Source organism: Streptomyces sp. NPDC004647, assembly GCF_040609575.1.
Classification (GTDB): Bacteria; Actinomycetota; Actinomycetes; order Streptomycetales; family Streptomycetaceae; genus Streptomyces.
This window is the reverse complement of sequence record NZ_JBEXKU010000127.1, coordinates 1-15,760: the sequence shown is the minus strand read 5'-3', so window position 1 is coordinate 15,760 and position 15,760 is coordinate 1. Positions and strand designations below refer to the sequence as shown.

The 15,760-nt window shown below is 71.7% G+C and carries 16 protein-coding genes; 10 read left to right on the top strand and 6 right to left on the bottom strand.

Going from position 1 to position 15,760, the window contains the following annotated elements; all coding sequences use genetic code 11:
* Positions 1-82 precede the first annotated feature (82 nt).
* The 4 genes from ABZW18_RS32405 to ABZW18_RS32390 all read right to left on the bottom strand — a co-directional run bounded on the left by ABZW18_RS32405 (position 83) and on the right by ABZW18_RS32390 (position 3,358).
* The gene (locus ABZW18_RS32405; protein WP_356194530.1) at positions 83-571 is read right to left on the bottom strand and encodes a glutathione peroxidase; all 489 of its coding nucleotides are present in this window, start codon (positions 569-571) and stop codon (positions 83-85) included.
* 163 nt (positions 572-734) lie between these two features.
* Positions 735-1,751 carry an NAD(P)/FAD-dependent oxidoreductase gene (locus ABZW18_RS32400; RefSeq protein WP_356194527.1) on the bottom strand — a complete coding sequence of 339 codons (1,017 nt, stop codon included), beginning with the start codon at positions 1,749-1,751 and terminating at the stop codon, positions 735-737.
* Positions 1,748-2,287, bottom strand: a complete 540-nt coding sequence (locus ABZW18_RS32395) for an isoprenylcysteine carboxyl methyltransferase family protein (protein ID WP_356194525.1) — start codon at positions 2,285-2,287, stop codon at positions 1,748-1,750. The genes ABZW18_RS32400 and ABZW18_RS32395 overlap by 4 nt, the downstream gene beginning before the upstream one ends.
* A 12-nt stretch (positions 2,288-2,299) precedes the next feature.
* Positions 2,300-3,358, bottom strand: a complete 1,059-nt coding sequence (locus tag ABZW18_RS32390; RefSeq protein WP_356194531.1) for a 3-oxoacyl-[acyl-carrier-protein] synthase III C-terminal domain-containing protein — start codon at positions 3,356-3,358, stop codon at positions 2,300-2,302.
* Positions 3,359-3,560: 202 nt separating this feature from the next.
* On the opposite strand from ABZW18_RS32390, the gene ABZW18_RS32385 reads away from it, so the two are divergent.
* On the top strand, positions 3,561-4,427 hold the full coding sequence (locus tag ABZW18_RS32385; RefSeq protein ID WP_356194523.1) for a UbiA family prenyltransferase: 867 nt from the start codon (positions 3,561-3,563) through the stop codon (positions 4,425-4,427).
* 260 nt (positions 4,428-4,687) lie between these two features.
* A complete protein-coding gene (locus tag ABZW18_RS32380; RefSeq protein WP_356194521.1) occupies positions 4,688-6,109 on the top strand; it encodes a DUF1996 domain-containing protein in 1,422 nt (473 codons plus the stop codon).
* Between the two features lie 99 nt (positions 6,110-6,208).
* Here ABZW18_RS32380 and ABZW18_RS32375 read toward each other — a convergent pair whose 3' ends face one another.
* Positions 6,209-7,033, bottom strand: a complete 825-nt coding sequence (locus tag ABZW18_RS32375; protein ID WP_356194519.1) for an SDR family oxidoreductase — start codon at positions 7,031-7,033, stop codon at positions 6,209-6,211.
* Between the two features lie 139 nt (positions 7,034-7,172).
* Between ABZW18_RS32375 and ABZW18_RS32370 the strand changes: the two genes are divergently transcribed.
* From ABZW18_RS32370 to ABZW18_RS32335, 8 genes are all read left to right on the top strand, one after another.
* Positions 7,173-8,120 (top strand): LysR family transcriptional regulator, encoded by a 948-nt coding sequence (locus ABZW18_RS32370; protein WP_356194517.1) that lies wholly within the window; start codon positions 7,173-7,175, stop codon positions 8,118-8,120.
* Positions 8,121-8,711: 591 nt separating this feature from the next.
* Complete coding sequence (locus ABZW18_RS32365) at positions 8,712-10,307, top strand: sensor histidine kinase (protein ID WP_356194514.1); 1,596 nt, start codon at positions 8,712-8,714, stop codon at positions 10,305-10,307.
* The gene (locus tag ABZW18_RS32360) at positions 10,304-10,726 is read left to right on the top strand and encodes a roadblock/LC7 domain-containing protein (protein ID WP_356194512.1); all 423 of its coding nucleotides are present in this window, start codon (positions 10,304-10,306) and stop codon (positions 10,724-10,726) included. Before ABZW18_RS32365 ends, ABZW18_RS32360 begins: the two co-directional genes overlap by 4 nt.
* The gene (locus tag ABZW18_RS32355) at positions 10,726-11,088 is read left to right on the top strand and encodes a DUF742 domain-containing protein (RefSeq protein ID WP_356194509.1); all 363 of its coding nucleotides are present in this window, start codon (positions 10,726-10,728) and stop codon (positions 11,086-11,088) included. Before ABZW18_RS32360 ends, ABZW18_RS32355 begins: the two co-directional genes overlap by 1 nt.
* Positions 11,063-11,695 (top strand): ATP/GTP-binding protein, encoded by a 633-nt coding sequence (locus tag ABZW18_RS32350; RefSeq protein ID WP_356194506.1) that lies wholly within the window; start codon positions 11,063-11,065, stop codon positions 11,693-11,695. The genes ABZW18_RS32355 and ABZW18_RS32350 overlap by 26 nt, the downstream gene beginning before the upstream one ends.
* Positions 11,692-13,047 (top strand): cytochrome P450, encoded by a 1,356-nt coding sequence (locus ABZW18_RS32345; RefSeq protein WP_356194503.1) that lies wholly within the window; start codon positions 11,692-11,694, stop codon positions 13,045-13,047. Before ABZW18_RS32350 ends, ABZW18_RS32345 begins: the two co-directional genes overlap by 4 nt.
* Entirely contained in the window at positions 12,951-14,171 is a 1,221-nt protein-coding gene (locus tag ABZW18_RS32340; protein WP_356194500.1) for a cytochrome P450, read from the top strand. Before ABZW18_RS32345 ends, ABZW18_RS32340 begins: the two co-directional genes overlap by 97 nt.
* A 35-nt stretch (positions 14,172-14,206) precedes the next feature.
* On the top strand, positions 14,207-14,725 hold the full coding sequence (locus ABZW18_RS32335; protein WP_356194497.1) for an FAD-dependent oxidoreductase: 519 nt from the start codon (positions 14,207-14,209) through the stop codon (positions 14,723-14,725).
* A 215-nt stretch (positions 14,726-14,940) separates the two neighbouring features.
* Here the strand turns inward: ABZW18_RS32335 and ABZW18_RS32330 are convergent.
* On the bottom strand, positions 14,941-15,760 hold an 820-nt coding region (locus tag ABZW18_RS32330; protein ID WP_356194495.1), incomplete at its 5' end, for an Ig-like domain repeat protein.

The following is a 15,760-nucleotide window of genomic DNA, read 5'->3' as shown; positions in this document are numbered from 1 at the left end:
CCGGACTGCCCAACAGCTCGAAGCCCACCAGCCGGTTTCCATGAGACCCGGCTGGAGGGCTTCGTGTGTGGCGTCAGCGTTTTCAGACGGGAAGGTTCGCCTCGATCGCCGAGACGACGTCCTCGGCCCCGGGCTCGGTGCCGGGCCGGAATCGGCCCACCACCTCGCCCGCCGGGGAGAGAAGGAACTTCTCGAAGTTCCACTGGATGTCGCCCGCTTCGCCGGAGCTGTCGGCGGAGCGGGTCAGCTCGGCGTACAGCGGGTGCCGGTTCTCCCCGTTGACCTCGACCTTCTCGAACAGGGGGAACGTTGCCCCGTAGGTGGTCGAGCAGAAGGTCCGGATCTCCTCGGCCGTGCCCGGCTCCTGGCCCATGAACTGGTTGCAGGGGAAGCCCAGCACAGCGAACCCACGGCCGGCGTAGCGCTGCTGCAACTGCTCCAGTCCCTCGTACTGCGGGGTCAGCCCGCACTGCGAAGCAACGTTGACGATGAGCAGGGCCTTGCCCTTGTGGTCGCCGAGTGAGGCGGGCTCGCCGGCCAGGGTGCGCAGCGGGATGTCGTAGAGATTCACGGGGATCCTCTCGGGTCGGCGGGGTGACGGTGCTGGTACGGGTGCTGGTGCGGGTACGGTTTTCCTTCCGTTCCGTCGACCCGATTCTGCCCTGCGGCCCGGGCGGCTCGCGGCGGTGGGCCCGGACACCGCTCCGTCAGGTGCCGCGCCGCCCGCTACCGCGTCATTGGAGAGCATGCACAGCGGCACCGAAGCCCGACGGCACCGCCGACGCCAGGGGAACGATCAGCCGGGCGGTGCCGGGCCGGCCGCTGATCCGGATCAGCGCGCCGGTCAGCAGACGGTGCCGCCGCGAGAGCCGCCGCCACTGCGTCTCGTAGTCACCGGGGCGCCCCCCGCCGAGGCAGCGCACAGCCGCTTCGGCGGACGCCAGCGCGAGCGCGATGCCCTCGCCGGTCAGCGCGTCCACGTAGCCGGCCGCGTCGCCGACCAGCAGCACCCGCCCGGCCACCCGGCCGCGTACGCGCTGGCGCATCGGCCCCGCGCCGCGGACCGGCGTCGCCGGAGCCCCGCCGAGCATCGCGGCCAGCCGCGGGAAGCGCTCGAGGTGCGTGGCGTAGCCGCACCGGACCGGACTCAGCACCGCGACGCCGATCAGGTCCTCGCCCACAGGAGTCACATAGGCCTCACCCTGCGAGGACCAGTGCACTTCGACATGGTCCGTCCACGGCGCCACCCGGTAGTGGCGGCGCAGGCCGTACCGGCGGACCGCGCCGCGCGCGGGCAGGTCGAGACCCAGCGCTCTGCGTACGGGGGAGTGGAGGCCGTCGGCCGCGATCATCCAACGGGCCCGTCGCCCGGCGGCGGCCACCCAGTCGGGGCCCTGCCGTACGTCCGAGGCCTTGCCCGTCACGACCTCGACACCCAGTTCGGCCGCACGCCGCGCCAGAGCGGTGTGCAGCACGGTCCGCCGTACGCCGAGACCGGACGCGCCGAGGAACGCGGCTGTGGCCGACCGCGGGCCGTCCACGTAACGGATTCCACGCAGTTCACGACCGCGGATGCCGACGCCGAGGGCGTCCAGCGACCGCACCCCGCCCGGCATGATGCCCTCGCCGCACGCCTTGTCCACCGGCCCCGGGCGGGGCTCGATCACCACGGTCTCCATCCCCGCAAGCGCCGCGTAGATGCCCGCGGCCAGTCCGGCCGGGCCGCCGCCGGCGACCAGCAGGTCGGTCACGCCCGTGCGCCCGCGGCTGCCGGGGCCTCCGCCGTCGTGGCGAGAGCCGTGTCCTCACAACGGATCCGCACGATGAGCAGGACCGCATTGCACACGGTGAAAGCGAGTGCGGTGATCCAGGCGCCGTGAACCAGGGGAAGGGCGATCCCCTCGGCCACCACGGCGACGTAGTTGGGATGGCGCAGCCGCCGGTACGGGCCGCCGGTCACCCTGGGCAGGCCCGGGACCACGATCACCCGGGTGTTCCACTGCGGGCCCAGCGTCCTGATGCACCACCAGCGCAGCCCCTGGGCGGCCAGGACCACCGCGAGCGCCGGCCACCCCACCGCGGGCACGAAGGGCGTTTCCGCGGCGAGGACTTCGTACAGGCACCCGGCGAGCAGGCCGGTGTGCAGGACCACCATGGCCGGGTAGTGGCGCTGTCCCGACTCCGTACCACCGCGGGCCAGGCTCCATCGGGCGTTACGGCGAGCCACCGCCAGCTCGGCCGTCCGCTCGGCCGCGACGGCCAGCACCAGCACCGTGTACCAGATCATCTTGTCCCCGTTTCACCAGCGCAGCAGGACCAGTTCGGAGCAGAAGCCGGGGCCGAGCGCGAGCAGCAGGCCCGGTGTGCCGGGCGGGGGCCGCCGCCCGCGGAGGGTGTCCCGCAGTACGTGCAGTACCGACGACGAGGAGAGGTTGCCCACCTCCGCCAGCGAGCGCCATGTGACATCGAGGGCGCCCTGGGGCAGGTCGAGCGTCTCCGCCACTGCCTCGAGCACCTTCGGACCGCCGGGGTGGCACACCCACGCGGTGACATCGTGCCTCTTCAGATCGTGATCGCCGAGGAATCCGTCGACATCGTCGGCGAGGTGCCGGCGGACGACATCGGGGACCGTGGAGTCGAGTACGACGCGGAAGCCGCTGCTGGTGATGTCCCACCCCATCACCTGCTCGGTGTCCGGGTAGAGGCGGCTGCGCGTTGCCACCACCGTCGGCCCGGGGCCCCGCGGCAGCCGTCCTGCGCCACACGCCACAACCGCGGCGGCCCCGTCGCCGAAGAGCGCGCTCGCCACCAGGTTGGCGGGTGAGGGGTCGGCACGCTGGAAGGTCAGCGAGCACAGCTCGACGGAGAGCAGTACGGCGACATGGTCGGGCCAGCCCCTCAGATAGTCGTGGAGCCGGCCGATGCCCGCCGCCCCCGCGACGCATCCGAGTCCGAAGACGGGGAGCCGTTTGACGTCGGATCGCAGGCCCAGGCGCCCGACGAGCCGGGCGTCCACCGAGGGGGCCGCGATACCGGTCACCGAGGTGAACACCAGCAGATCCACGTCGCGGGGGGAGATCTCCGCGGCGCGCAGCGCCCCCTCGACGGCTTCGGCACCGAGGTCCGTCGCGGCGGTGATGAACGTGTCGTTGACCGCGCCGAAGCCGTCGAGGCCCGCGTATGCGTCGAGCGGCAGCACGGTATGGCGGGAGCGGACCTTCGCCGCGGTGTGCAGCCGGTCGAGCACGGCGCGGTCCATGCCCGCGGGCAGACACGTACGGGCCATCAGATCGGTGATCTCGCGCTGCGCGTGACGGTGGGGTGCCAGGACTCCGTGCACAGCGGCGATGCGGCTCATCCGGCTCCCCCGGTCGGCGGTCTTCGACCTCATGCAATGCCCCGGACATCCCCGGGACATGCTTTCCGGCGTCCATCCGGGGCAACGCCACGCGGGTGACGGGTGACGGGTGACGGGTGACGGGTGACGGGTGGCGGAGTGGGTGGGAGCGTCGGGCCGCCAGGGGCCGTCTCTCCGTTCCGGCCGGCCTTACGATCCGTGGGTGGCATCTGAAGACTCGTCACCCTCCGCCCTCCTCGCCCCCGGATACCGTCGGGCGCGCGGCCTGCTGCGGGCCTGCCACCCGGTACCGGCGGCCGCGGTCACCCTGCTGGTCACCGGACTGGCCCTGAGTGCGGGCAGGAGCGGACCGGGATGTCTGTCGGTGACGGGCGCGGTGCTGGCGGGCCAACTCTCGGTGGGGTGGTGCAACGACGCTGCCGACGCGCACCGTGACGCGGCTGTCGGCCGGTGCGCCAAGCCGGTGGTGTCCGGGGCGGTTCCGGCCGGCACGGTGCGGTCCGCGGCGCTGACGGCACTGGCCCTCTGCGTGCTGCTCTCGCTGGCGTCCGGGGTGCCCGCCGCCGTCGTCCACCTCATCGGGGTCGGTGCGGCATGGGCCTACAACCTGGGACTCAAGGCCACACCGTGGTCCTGGCTGCCGTACGCGGCCGGCTTCGGCAGCCTCCCCGCCTTCGTCGCGCTCGGCCTGCCGGGACATCCCTGGCCGCACTGGTGGCTGGTCGCGGCGTCGGCGCTGCTGGGTGTGGGCGCCCATCTGGCCAATGTGCTGCCGGACATCGACGACGATCTGAGGACCGGGGTGCGGGGCTGGCCGCAGCGGCTGGGGCCGGCCGGGGCGCGGCTGTTGCTGCCCGTGCCGCTGGTGTCGGCGTCCGCGCTGCTGAGCACGGCGGGTCCCGGGCGGGCCCATTCGCCGGGGGTGGCGGTCGTGCTGATCACCGCCGGGGCCGCAGTGGGTGGGGCGCTGCTCGGACGCGTACGTCCGCGGGCACCGTTCCTCGTCGCGATCGCTGTCGCCGCGGTCGATGTGGTGCTGCTGCTGTGGCGCGGGTCAGGGCTCGTCTAGACCGGCCTCTCGCGGACGGGAGCGCCGTCACGCGGACCGGGCGAAAAAATTCTTGAAGAGCATTGAACGGGAGAGCGCTCCCCTCCGTATCCCCGTATGCGTTGAGCCCTCCCCTTGGGTGGAAGCGTGTCCCGCCGCGACAGCAAGACGACCACGGTCGCCGGTGGGGGCGGGCCGGGGGAGGGCCGTTTGCGTATCCGGCCGGGGGGCTCGACGGAGAGTCCCACTCCCGGCGAGAGCGACGATCGGAGAGAAGCCCCGTGAAGAAGAAGGGCCACAGACGTTCCCGAGTCATCGGTACAGCAGTCGCCGCGGTGACCGCACTGGCGCTGGGGGGAGGGGGGATCCTTCTGGTCACCAGCAACGCCTCGGCCGGCAACGGAACGGCTGCCCCCGCCCCGTCGGAGAACGGCCAGCGGACAGCGACCATCGACTGCCCCGACGTCGCCGAGCAGCTGTCGCAGGTGTCGCAGCGGGCCCGGTCCGAAGTCGACGCCCAGCTCGCGCAGTTGGACACACAGGTCGCGGACGCGTACAAGCGCTGGGCCGCCTCGTGGGAGAAGGCCGGGCCGAGCCGGGTGGACACATCCATCCTGAGGCCGCTGACCGAAGAGCGCCGCGAGACGATCGGCAGGATCGCCACCGCCATCGGGAACGGGGCGGGGCAGCCCGGCGACCTGAAGTCCATGGCGCCCTGCACCCTCAAGCGGGACACCGCCGCCCCCGTCCCGGCCGGCAGCGCCCCGGCGCAGCCGCAGGACGCGCAGGCGCAGGGACAGGGCGGCGGGCAACAGCAGCCGTCCGGGCCCGTGCGCGCGGACTTCGTCGACATCACGAAGATCCGGCCGAACGTGGCGAAGCCCCGGCCCCGGGAGGATGCCTCGGTGGGCACCTTCACTTCGCGCTGCGGGCGCAACGGGAACAAGCACTTCAACCCGGACAACGTCATCGTCGCTCCGGGCGTGAGCAACGGTGCGCACCATATGCACGACTACGTCGGCAACCTGGACACCAGCGCCTTCTCGACCGACGACAGCCTCGCCGCAGCGGGCACCACCTGTACGAACGGCGACCGCTCCACTCACTACTGGCCGGTGCTGCGCCTGCGGAACGGACAGCGGGAGGCCGACGCGAACGCGCCGGGAGGAGGCCAGGACGGCAATGTGGGCCGGATCCTGCAACCCGCGTCGGTGTCGCTGACGTTCAAGGGAAGCCCGGCGGCCAAGGTGACCGCCATGCCCCGCTTCCTGCGCATCATCACCGGTGACGCCAAGGCGTTCACCAACGGCCTCACGAATGCCAACGCGTCGTGGAGCTGCACCGGGTTCGAGAACCGCCAGCTGAAGGACAAGTTCCCGATCTGCCCCCAGGGGAGCAAGGTCGTCCGCACCTTCAACTTCCAGAGCTGCTGGGACGGCAGCAACACCGACAGCGCCAACCACCGTACGCATGTCGCCTTCGCCCGGTCCGACGGCTCGTGCGCCTCCGGCTTCAAGGCCGTGCCGAAGCTGGTGCAGAGGATCACCTACAACGTGCCGAGGGGCTCCGTATTCGCTGTCGACAGCTTCCCGGAGCAGCTCCACAAGCCGGTCACGGACCACAGCGACTTCATCAACGTGATGTCCCGCTCCCTGATGCGCAAGGCGGTCTCGTGCATCAACTCAGGCCGCACATGCGGCTGAGCTGACACCTGCCGCCACCGACTGACCGACTCCGGTCGGTCCCCCTTCTACGGCGGGGAGGGGGGACCGGCCGGCGCAGGTCAGCGTTTACGCGGCCGGTCAGCGCTTGCGCAGCCGCAGGGAGGTCCAGCCGGCGTCGGCCGTCCAGCCGCCGTCGACGGGCAGCGCGACGCCGTTCACAAAGCCACTGCGGGCAGGGTCGGCCAGAAACGCGACGGCCTGGGCGATGTCGCCGGGAGCGGCGAATCGGCCCATCGGCACCTGCTCGGCGATATCGGTGTCGGTATAGCCGCCGGACGCCTGGTCGGCGGCGTCCATCCCGGTCTTCACCCAGCCGGGGCACACCGCGTTCACCCGCACGCCGCGCCCGCCCCACTCCGCGGCTAGGGTGCGCGTGAGTCCGATCAGCCCGTGCTTGCTCGCGTTGTACGCGGCGCGGTCGGCGATGCCGCGCAGGCCGGCGATGGAGGCGACGTTGACGATCGAGCCCGTACCCGCCTCGAGCATCAGGGAGCCCAGCGCCCGGCACAGCAGGAACGGGCCGGTGAGATTGACGTCCAGGACCCGGCGCCACTGCTCGGCGGTGGTCTCCTCGGCCGGGGCGAGCAGCGAGACTCCCGCGTTGTTGACCAGGACGTCGACCCGGCCGAACCGCTCCCGGACCTGATCGGCGAGCGTGGCCGTATCCGCCTCGGAGGCGATGTCGCCGACCACCGAGAGCGCTTCCGAACCCGCCTCACGCACGGCCGCCAGAGTCTCCGTCGGCTCCCGGAGATCGGCGAGGACGAGCGCATAGCCCTCGCCGGCGAGTACCTCTGCCACCTGCCGGCCGATGCCCTGGGCCACCCCGGTGACCACGGCGACCGGAGCCCGCGCACCTTGCTCCGCCGGACGCTCCCTGTCTGCTTCGCTTTCCGATCCCATACCGATGAGTCCTTGTCCCTGCGGTTGCATTGCCTGGACCAGCCTTGCGCAGGAGAGGCATCATGAGAAGTGATGCATCAGGAAGCGAGCTTTCAACGATCATGAACTCTCTCTCACGGATCATGAACTCTCACCGATCATGAACGACATCGATCCCCGGCTGCTGACGACCCTGCTCTCCGTGCTGCGGCACGGGTCGATGAGCGCCGCGGCAACCGCCCTGGGCTACGTACCCTCCGCCGTGTCGCAGCAGATGGCCCGGCTCGAGCGGCAGTTGGGGGTGGAACTGCTCTCCCGCGGCCCGGGTGGGGTGACGGCGACCGCCGCAGGACGGGTGCTGGCCGACGGCGCCGCCCAGGTACTCGCCGCGGCGGCGGACTTCCGGCGCCTGGCCGGCCGCATCGCGGAGTCGGGGGCGCCCGAGGTCGGCGTCGGTGTGTACGCGTCGGCGGCCGGGCGGTTGCTGCCGTCCGCGCTGGCCGAGCTGCGCCGGGCCCATCCGGAGGTCGGGCTGCGGGTCCTGGAAACCGAACCGGCGCACGGGCTGCGGATTCTGCGCACCGGGGAGATCGACCTCCTGCTGGCGTACCGGTATCTCCCGGAGGACCCGCCGGTGGCGGACGACCTTCAAGTCCTCGACCTCGGGCGGGAACCGCTGTGGCTGATGGCGGCCGGCGGCGCCGCCGCCACCCTGGACGACTGCCGTGCGCCCGACTGGGCGGCCGGCCATCCGGGCACTCCCGACCGGCGACTGCTGCGGCGCTGGGCGTACCGCATCGGGCTCACCCCGGCCGTGCGGTACGAGACGGACGACTATCACACGGTCCTGGGGCTGATCGCCCAGGGCCTGGCGGTGGGGCTCGTACCGGCCTCCGTCGTCGGCGGGTGGCAGGACCGGGCCCGGCCGCTCGTCCGGATCGACCTTCCGCGGGAGCACCGTCCCGAGCGCGAGGTGCTCGCGGTGACCCGTCCGCGCTCCCGGCACCCGGTCGTGGAGGATCTCGCCGCGCTCCTCGGTGCGGCCATCGAGGAATTGCGCGCGGGAGACCGGGGTGCCGGGGACCTGGGTGCCGAGGGCCGCGGGTAACGGTCGGCCGTCACGGGAGTGCGTTGCGGTCCGAAGGCCTTTGCAGGCCTGCCGGTTGGCGCGCTCTCCCCACCGGCGTGACAGCGATGACCGCGGCCGCGCTGAGCTGCCTGGAGGGCGGGGCTCCGGAGGCGGAGCCACCGATGGAAGATCTCTGACCAACGATCAGATTGCTTGAATCGGCGGTCGGTTGATGTCGGCGGGGATCCTGGCCGGGGCTTCCGGATCGTGGTCGTCCGACGATTTTGGGGACTCCGGAGACGACGGCTGCATGCGTATCGTACGATCTTTACCCATGACGATCCGCCGACTACGGAGCGTAATGCCATGGGGGATGGTGTGCCGGGGCCGGGCCGCCGCGCGCTGAGACCCGGCGACCGTATCGCCGGACTCTTACCGTGCCGAACCCGCGCGACCGATGGTTGGGCGGGCGCCGATGACTCCGGCTGAGCCCGGAACGCACGGACACACCGCACGGACACACCGCACGGACCCGAAAGCCCTCCGCAGGCACCGGCCCCCTCTGACCCAGGGGCTCGCGCATTCCCCCCACCGTAACGACCCTTCCTGTGAGGCTTGATGGACGAGCACGTGGCAGCGGTAGCGGCGTGGATTCTCGGCGCGTGTGCGCCCGCGCTGGCAGCGCTGGCCGTCCAGCAGCACCGGGCCAGACGCCGTGAACACGGCTGCGCCACCGAGGAGTTGGCCGCAGCCGAGCGGCGGGGAACGGAGGCTCTGGACGCGCTGGAGGGGCTGCACACCGAGCTGCGCCATCTCACCGATGTCCGTATGCCCGCTTCGGTGACGGCTCTGGCTCACCCCCATGTGACCGTTCCCGGACTGCACGACGCCCGTTTGACCGGCAGCGAGGTGGACCGGGCGGGGCAGCGGATGCTCGACTGCGTCGGCAGCGCCGTGCACACCGAACGAGAGCGAGTGGACGCCGCCGCGCGGGCCGCACTGCGCGGCGCCACGACCCAGATCCAGGCGATGAGCTACCGGATGCAAGAGCTGCTCCAGGAGCTGCAACGCCGCTACGACGGGGAGAAGGTGATGCAGGACCTGATCGATGTGGACTTCCTCAACGAACAGATCCTCCGCCGTATCCAGGTCACCGGGATCGTCTCGGACGCATGGCCGGGCCTCTCCCGCGCCGACTCCTACCTGTCCGAGATCGTCATCGGTGCCAGCTCCCGAGTGCGGGGCTACCACCGCGTCCAGGTCAGCAATCAGCTACGGGACCCGATCGCGGTGGTGGCACGGGCGGTGGAACCGGTAGCCGTCGCGGTCACCGAACTGCTGGCGAACGCCCTGCACCACTCGCATCCCGACCTGCCGGTGCACGTCGTGGTCCAGCAGGGCAGCCGGGGTGCCTCGGTCATCGTCGACGACGCAGGAGTGGGCTTGCACGAGGACGAGGCCCGCCGTGCGACCCAGTTGATGACCGGCACGGAGCCGGTGCTGCTCACGGAACTGGGCGACCCGCCGCGCTCGGGGTTCGCCGCCATCGGGCAGCTCTGCCGCGCCTACGGCTTCCGCGTGCATGTCGAGACCAGCGCCTACGGCGGTGTCCGTGCCGTCGTCTTCATCCCCGGTGACCCGCTGCTGACCCTTCTGGACGAGACGCAGCAGCCCATGTCCGCGATCGCGCCCCGTCCTCACGAGCCGCTGAGCGTCCCCGCTCCCGCTTCCGCGCCGGCCGCATCTCCCACCTCCGCCCCGGCGCCGACCGCCCCGGCGCCGACCGCCGCGGACTCCGAGCCCGGGGCGCCGACGGGATCGGCCGCTGCCCCGGGTACCGCCGCCCTGCCGCGCAGACGGCGGCGTCAACCGGTCCGGGCGGTGGCCGAGTTCACCGGCGGTGAGCCGCCGTCCGGGGAGGCGGCGCAGACGGGGGCGCCCACCCCTGCGGGAGAGGCTGCCCCCGCGGAAGATCCCACCCCTGCGGGAGAAACCGCCCCGGCCCCGGAGCTCCCCGCCCCGGAGCTCCCCGCCCCGGAGCTCCCCGCCCCGGAGCTCCCCGCCCCGGAGCTCCCCGCCCCGGAGCTCCCCGCCCCGGAGTCCCCCGAGGAGGAGGCGGCGCAGAGCGCGGAGAAGTGGGCCGCCCTCCAGCGAGGTTCCGCCGCCGGACGCCGTGCAGCGCTGTCCGACGCCGACAGCACCGAGGAAGGGAAGCCGCCCGCATGAGCACGCCCGTCCGCCGCCCTCTGACCGAGGACCAGTCCTGGGTACTGGAGCCCCTGCTGCAACTGCCGCACGTACGGCACGCGGCAGTGGTCTCCAGCGACGGCTTCGTCCAGGGACGGTCGCCGGAGCTCAGCCGGGAGAGCGCCGAAGGAGTCGCGGCGATGCTCTCGGCACTTCAGGGAGCGGCCCGTACGACCACCAGCGCGTTCACCGGCGGATCCGCCGAGCTGCGGCAGACCGTGATCGAGTCCGCGCAGGGCTGGCTGGTGGCCGTACCCGCGGGTGCCAACGCCTGTCTGGTGGTGTTCGCCGCCCCGGAGATCAACATGGGCGTGTTGGCCCACCGGATGCATGTCCAGGTCGCAGCCCTCGGAGCGAAGGCGATGAGCAGCAAACCCCGGCAGAACGCCGCCACGTGATGAGCCCCCGGCCCCCCAGCAGGCGGCTGGTACCGGACTATCTGGCCACCGGCGGACGCGCCGGCGACGACGGCAGCTCGCTGGAGCGGCTGTCGGTGCTGCACGCGGCGAGCCCCGAGGTGCCGACGGCACTCAGCGCCGGACAGCGGCGGGTGCTCGAACTCCTGCCGGACGGCTGCTCGCTGCCGTTGGCCGAGGTCGCCGTCCACCTCGGCCTGCCGTTCAGCATCGCGCGCGTGCTGGCGGCCGACCTCGTGGACGCCGGCTATCTGCGGGCCCGTCCCCCCATCCCCGCCGCCCAGCAGCCCGACCAGGACATTCTGGAGAAACTGATCAATGGTCTCAACGCCCTCAAGTCCTAGCGACGGCTCAAGTCCTGGCGACGGCCCCGGCCCGCTGCCGGCGGCTGCTGAACCGCTCCTGGTCAAGGTGCTGATCGCCGGACCTTTCGGGGTCGGCAAGACGACGATGATCCGCGCTCTGTCCGAGACTCCGCCGTTCCACACCGAAGAGGTGATGACGCAGGCCGGCGCGCTGGTGGACGATCTGGCCGGAGTGCGGGAGAAGGCCACCACGACCGTCGCCATCGACTTCGGCCGCCGTACGCTCTCCGACGAGCTGGTCCTCTACCTGTTCGGCACCCCTGGGCAGAAGCGTTTCCTTCCGCTGTGGCAGGACATCGCGGAAGGCGCCCTGGGCGCCCTTGTCCTCGTCGACACCCGGCGCCTGGACGCCTCCTTCGAGGTCATGGACATCATCGAAGAGGCCGGACTGCAGTACGCGGTCGCCGTCAACGCCTTCCCCGACGCACCGCTGCACGACACGGCCACCCTGCGCGACCATCTCGATCTGCTCCCCGACACCCCGCTGGTGGTGTGCGACGCCCGGGACCGGGACCAGTCGGCCGACGCGCTGATCACCCTCGCCCGGCACATCATGACCCGCGCGCCCGTTGGAGCCCCCCGATGACCCTCCCTCCGCCCTCCGGCGCCATGCCACCGCCGGGCTGCCCCGCCCACCGCGACTACACCCCGCTCCGGCTGTACGGCCCGGAGTTCGCCGCGGACCCGGACACCGCCTACGAAGGGCTCCGCCAGTACGGGGACCTGGCCCCGGTCGAAATCGCGCCCGGCGTGAGCGCCATGCTCATCACCGACTACCGCACCGCCCTGGAACTGCTACAGGACCCCGCCACCTGGTCCCACGACTCGCGGCCCTGGCAGGACACCATTCCCGCCGACTCACCGATCCGGCCGATGCTCGCCTGGCGGCCGAACGTCCTGTTCGCCGACGGGGCCGCGCACGACCGCTACCGCAGCGTCATCACCGACTCCTTCCGCAGGCTCGAATCCCACGAGGTGCGGTCCCTGGTCCACCACGCCGCGGACACGCTGATCCGCGACTTCGGCGCCACCGGACGAGCCGACCTGATCAGTCAGTACGCACGGGTGCTCCCGATGCTGCTGTTCAACCGGCTCTTCGGACTCGCCGACGCCGACAGCTCACGCCTCATCGACGCCCTCGCCGGCATGCTCGAAGGCAACACGCCCGAGGAAGCCGCCCGCGGCAACGAGGCCTTCGAGAACTATGTGATCGACCTGGTCACCGCGAAGAAGCGGGAGCGCGGTCTCGACCTCGCCAGCTGGTTCATCGACCACCCGGCAGACCTGACCACCGAGGAAGTCGTCCACCAGATCGTGCTGACGCTGGGCGCCGCGCTGGAACCCACCACCAACCTCATCGGCAACGCCCTGGCCCGCATGCTCTCCGACGACCGCTACTACACCACGCTCACCGGCGGAGCCCTCACCGCACGCGACGCCATCAACGAGGTGCTCTGGCACGATCCGCCCATGTCCAACTACGGGGCGCACTGGGCCCGGCGGGATGTCTTCTTCCACGGCACCTGGATCCGCGCGGGACAACTCGTCCTGGTCTCCTACGCCGCGGCGAACAGCGCCGTCCCCCGCGACTCCCAGGCGGGCGGCACCGGGGCCGGCTCCCACCTGGCCTGGTCCGCGGGCCCCCACGCCTGCCCCGTACAGAACCATGCCCTCCTGGTGGCGACGACCGCGATCGAGCGGCTCACCGCCTGGCTCTCCGACCTCGAACTCGCCGTCCCCTACGACCGGCTGGAATGGCGCCCCGGAGCTTTCCACCGCGCCCTGGCCACGCTCCCGGCCCGGTTCACCCCCCTCGTACCCGACCCCTCAGGAGCCACCCCGTGGAACACCAGCGCCCCCTCGTCATCGACCCGACCGGGCACGACATCCGAGCCGAGGCCGACCGCCTCCGCAGCCGCGGCCCCGCCTCACTCGTAGAACTCCCCGGCGGCATCAGGGCCTGGTACCCCACGAGCCACGCGCTCCTCCAGCAGCTGCTCGCCGATCCCCGCGTCTCGAAGGACCCCCGGCAGCACTGGCCCGCCTGGCAGCGCGGCGAACACCAGGACAGCTGGATCCGCTCCTGGGTCGGGGTCAACAACATGTTCACCGCCTACGGGACGGACCACCGCCGGCTGCGCAAACTGATCGCCCCCGCCTTCACCGCACACCGCACCGGCGCCCTCGAGCCGCGCATCGAAGCCATCTCCGCCGGACTCCTCGACACGCTCGCCGAGACGCCCCCCGGCGAAACCGTCGACCTCCGCGCCGGCTTCGCCCAGCCGCTGCCCATGCAGGTCATCTGCGAACTCTTCGGCATCCCCGAGGAGACACGTCCCACCGTGGCGGATCTGATCGAACGCATCATGGACACCACCGCGACCCCGGAACAGGCAGCCGCCACCGGCGCGGAGGTCCACGCAGCCTTCTCCGAACTCGTCAAGTACAAGCGGGACAACCCCGGGGAGGACCTCACCACCACCCTGGTGACCGCCCGCGACACCGACGGTTCACGGCTGAGCGAGCCCCAGCTCCTCGACACCCTGCTGCTCGTCATCGGCGCTGGCCACGAGACCACCGTCAATCTGATCGGCAACGCCGTGCACGCCCTGCTCACCCACCCCGAGCAGCGCAGGCTGCTGGAGGACTCCACCGCCACATGGAACGACGTGATCGAGGAAACGCTCCGCTGGGCGCCGAGCATCGCCAACCTCCCCCTGCGCTACGCCGTCGAGGACATCCCGCTGCCCGACGGCACGGCCATCCCGCAGGGCGACCCGATCCTGACCAGCTACGCGGCCGCGGGGTGGGACCCCGGCCGGCACGGCCCCACAGCGGGCGAGTTCGACCTCCTCCGCGAGAACCGTGAGCACCTGGCCTTCGGCCACGGCGTGCATTACTGCATCGGCGCACCACTGGCCCGGATGGAGGCCCGCATCGCCCTGCCGATGCTGTTCGAGCGGTTCCCCCGCCTCGCCCTCGCCGACGGCGCCCTGGAGCCGGTCACCGGATTCATCGCACACGGCTGGCGCAGCCTGCCGCTGCGCCTCACACCCGCGTAAACGCCGGGCCGCCGGCAGCCGGACCGCAGGGGCTCGTGACGCCGCTTTCCCTGTCACGAGCCTCCCGGCACTTGCAGCAGCTCCGCCATGCACGCCGGATACATCGCCAGCGCCTGCCTCGGGTCCTGTACGTCCTTGCCCGACAGCCGCGCGATCTTGTCGAGCCGGTGGACCAGGGTGGCGATCGTGGCCGCAGCGCTGCCGTATCTGCGGCACGCGGACTGGACGACCGTCAGGAGGAGTGGGTGGGCGCCCGGCCCATGACCCCCGACGGACTGCCGCTGACCGGACCGCTTCCGGGCAGTTCCCGTGTGATGCCGGCGACCGGCCACAACATGCTCGGGCTGATACTCGGCCCCGCCACCGGCCGTATGGTCACCGGTCTGCTGACGGGGGGGGAGCGGACCCCGCGGTCGCTGCGGCCTTCGCCCCCAGCCGCCGAGCCCGCCGACGCCGCCGCTGTCAGGACGCGCTCCGGAGCTGAACGCCGCTGCACGGTCTTCGTCCTGCCCCGGTGGCACCACCGGGCGGGATCGGGACGACGGGTCAACTGATCCACTGGCACTCGCCGGTCACGGGCACTGAGTCTGAAGGGTCTCGACAAGGCGCCGCTGGCAACGGTCCGTTGGTCCCGTAGTCCCGAGTCACCGGCCGACGCCCGGCCGGGGCGGGGTACGGGGCTACCGCACACCTGAGAGACCCACGCAGGCAAAAGCCACGCCGGGCCGCTGGATGCGGCCCGGCGTGGTGGTGCTGTTGTGGTGCGGAATCAGGGGAGGAGAGGCGACGGCACGAAGGTCAGAGGTGCCGTGACCGAGGACGGGTTGAGGCAGGGTGCCCCTGCGAAGGAGGCGGTGTAGGTCCTGGCCGTGATCACCACGGCCGGGACGGTGACGTTCGGCGGGGCGAGAGTCGCCACGCCGCTCGCGTTGGTGACGGCGCTCCCGAGCACGACCGGCCCCGCCACCGTGTTGGCGGTGAAGGTGACGGTCTGACCGGGGATGGGCGCGTTGGTGACGGCGTTCTTGAGCGTGGCACTCATCGCCGGGATGACGAACGTGCCGTTCATGCGCAGGCGGACCTGGGCCGGCGGCGCCGTGAGGACGGTGTTGGCGCCCGCCACGGAGACGCTCACTGTGCCCGAGGAGCTCAGGAAGCAGGTGTCACCGTTGTAGGTGGCGGTGATGGTTCCGGAGGACAGGGTCGTACTGGTGAAGCAGGCCTGTCCGCTGCCGTTGAGCGGCACCGTCTGGTTGAGTCCGCCGGGCCCGGTGAAGGTCACCGTTCCGGTCGGGGTTCCGGATCCGGGCGGGTTCGCCACGACCGTTGCGCATACGGTCACGGACTGCCCGCAGTTGGACGGGTTCGGCGTCGCCGTCACCGTAGTGGTGGTCGACGCCTTGTTCTTGGTCACCGCTACCGTGCCCACGGAGCCCGTGAAGCACGGGGCGCCGTTGTAGGTGGCGGTGACGGTTCCGGTGTCCAGGGTCGTACTGGTGAAGCAGGCCTGTCCGCTGCCGTTGAGCGGCACCGTTTGGTTGAGTCCGCCGGGCCCGGTGAAGGTGACGGTTCCGGTGGGTGTGCCGGAT

Bases quoted from the DNA above. Each gene is read 5' to 3' on its own strand.
- ABZW18_RS32395 (WP_356194525.1), bottom strand. From the start codon at position 2,287: ATGATCTGGTACACGGTGCTGGTGCTGGCCGTCGCGGCCGAGCGGACG.
- ABZW18_RS32390 (WP_356194531.1), bottom strand. From the start codon at position 3,358: ATGAGCCGCATCGCCGCTGTGCACGGAGTCCTGGCACCCCACCGTCAC.
- ABZW18_RS32375 (WP_356194519.1), bottom strand. From the start codon at position 7,033: ATGGGATCGGAAAGCGAAGCAGACAGGGAGCGTCCGGCGGAGCAAGGT.
- ABZW18_RS32370 (WP_356194517.1), top strand. From the start codon at position 7,173: ATGAACGACATCGATCCCCGGCTGCTGACGACCCTGCTCTCCGTGCTG.
- ABZW18_RS32360 (WP_356194512.1), top strand. From the start codon at position 10,304: ATGAGCACGCCCGTCCGCCGCCCTCTGACCGAGGACCAGTCCTGGGTA.
- ABZW18_RS32355 (WP_356194509.1), top strand. From the start codon at position 10,726: ATGAGCCCCCGGCCCCCCAGCAGGCGGCTGGTACCGGACTATCTGGCC.
- ABZW18_RS32350 (WP_356194506.1), top strand. From the start codon at position 11,063: ATGGTCTCAACGCCCTCAAGTCCTAGCGACGGCTCAAGTCCTGGCGAC.
- ABZW18_RS32345 (WP_356194503.1), top strand. From the start codon at position 11,692: ATGACCCTCCCTCCGCCCTCCGGCGCCATGCCACCGCCGGGCTGCCCC.